The sequence below is a fragment of the Corynebacterium sp. HMSC074C11 genome (assembly GCF_001809455.1).
Classification (GTDB): Bacteria; Actinomycetota; Actinomycetes; order Mycobacteriales; family Mycobacteriaceae; genus Corynebacterium; species Corynebacterium amycolatum.
Genome location: NZ_KV797723.1, coordinates 1 through 1465, shown reverse-complemented (window position 1 = coordinate 1465; position 1465 = coordinate 1). Strand labels below are relative to the sequence as shown.

General features: G+C 63.1%; 1 protein-coding gene and 1 pseudogene. One reads left to right on the top strand and one right to left on the bottom strand.

All coding sequences use genetic code 11. The features are described 5' to 3' along the window. Positions 1 to 13 precede the first annotated feature (13 nt). A pseudogene (locus tag HMPREF2614_RS02270) lies at positions 14 to 1263 on the bottom strand (ISL3 family transposase). Here HMPREF2614_RS02270 and HMPREF2614_RS11240 point away from each other — a divergent pair. Continuing rightward, on the top strand, positions 1177 to 1362 hold the full coding sequence (locus tag HMPREF2614_RS11240) for a hypothetical protein (RefSeq protein WP_246815665.1): 186 nt from the start codon (positions 1177 to 1179) through the stop codon (positions 1360 to 1362). The pseudogene HMPREF2614_RS02270 and the gene HMPREF2614_RS11240 sit on opposite strands and share 87 nt — an antisense overlap. Positions 1363 to 1465 lie beyond the last annotated feature (103 nt).

The following is a 1465-nucleotide window of genomic DNA, read 5'->3' as shown; positions in this document are numbered from 1 at the left end:
GGCTCTTCCGTTTTTAGAGTGCGTTGATCTTCCCCTGCAGCTGTCCGGAGTGGATCAAGCACCGCAAGATGTAGTGGTTGAGATTCCTGAAGCCCAGGGCGATCCCGCGCAGGTGCTCGAGCCTGCCGTTGATGGATTCGACCGGCCCGTTGGACGCGCCGATATCGAAGTAGGCCAACACGTCCTCACGTCGGCGCCACAAGGTGCGCCCCAGTTGGGCGAGCTCCTCCAGACCTGCGGGTAGTCCCTTACGCAGGCTGTTGATCACCCGGCTCATGAGCTTCTTGCCCTCTGATTTCTTCGGATGCCCGTACGCCGCGATCATGTCCTGGTAGAACAGCCAGGTCACCTCGAGTGCCACGTAGTCATCGTCGGTGGCCCATAACAGGTCGAGTCGTTGTTTCTGCCGCTGCGTGAGGTAGTTCGTCCTGGTCAACAAGGTCCGGCGGTACTTGTACAGCGGGTCGTCTTTGCGTCCGCGTCGTCCGGTGGTCTCTCGTTGGAGTCGCTGCCGACAGCCGGTGAGCTTGTCGGCAGCCAGATGGACTACGTGAAACGGATCCATCACCTTGGTCGCGTCCGGGAGGACCTGGTCGACGGCGGAGGCGTAGCCGGTGAAGCCATCCATGGTCACCACCTGCACTTGGCTGCGGAAGCTAGGGTCGCGTTCCTGCAGCCAGGTGCGCAGCACTTCCGCACTGCGTCCGGGACGCAGGTCCAGCAGTCGGGCCGGACCACGTCCGTCGACCAGTGGGGTGAGGTCGACGAGGATGGTCACCAGGTTCGACGGCTGACCGGGCTTTCGAGTGTGCTTCCAGACATGTTCATCGACGCCGAGGATGCGCACCCCGTCCAGGTGGTGCGGGTCGTCGTAGACAAGCTGGCGGCAGGCATCGAGTGCGACCTGGTTGACAGGTCCCAGCCGATGCCGAGTGCTTTGGCGGTGGCAGAGACACTCATCCGGTCAATCGCCAGGCGCTGGAGGATCCAGCGGGTGACGCGGTGGGTGAGCTTGGATCCGTCATCCGCGCAGGCCAGGGATGTCTGGAAGATCTTCCTCGGACACGACGTGGCTGTGCACAGGAAGCGGGGAACGCGGACATCCAGGCGGCTGGGGAAGCCGACGACGGGAAGATCAACGAGCCGGCGGAGGATGTGATCGCGTAGCTTCCCTGGGTGCCCGCACTCGGGGCAGGTATTGCTCACGGCCACCGGTGCGGCATCGATGATGGTGATGGTGCCCGCGTCGGCGGCACCGGTGATCGTCAAGCCGATCTCGGCGGTGCGGCAGATGGTGTCGGCGACGAGGTTGCCAGTAGGCTTCACGGTGCGGGTCCCTGGTGTGTTCAGATGATTGTGTAGGAACTTTCATCTTCACACCGGGGACCCCCTATATGTTGTGGTGACCCGCTGAACCCACCGTGGTCTTCTTCACCCCGCTACGCACTCCGAAACCGGAAGAGCC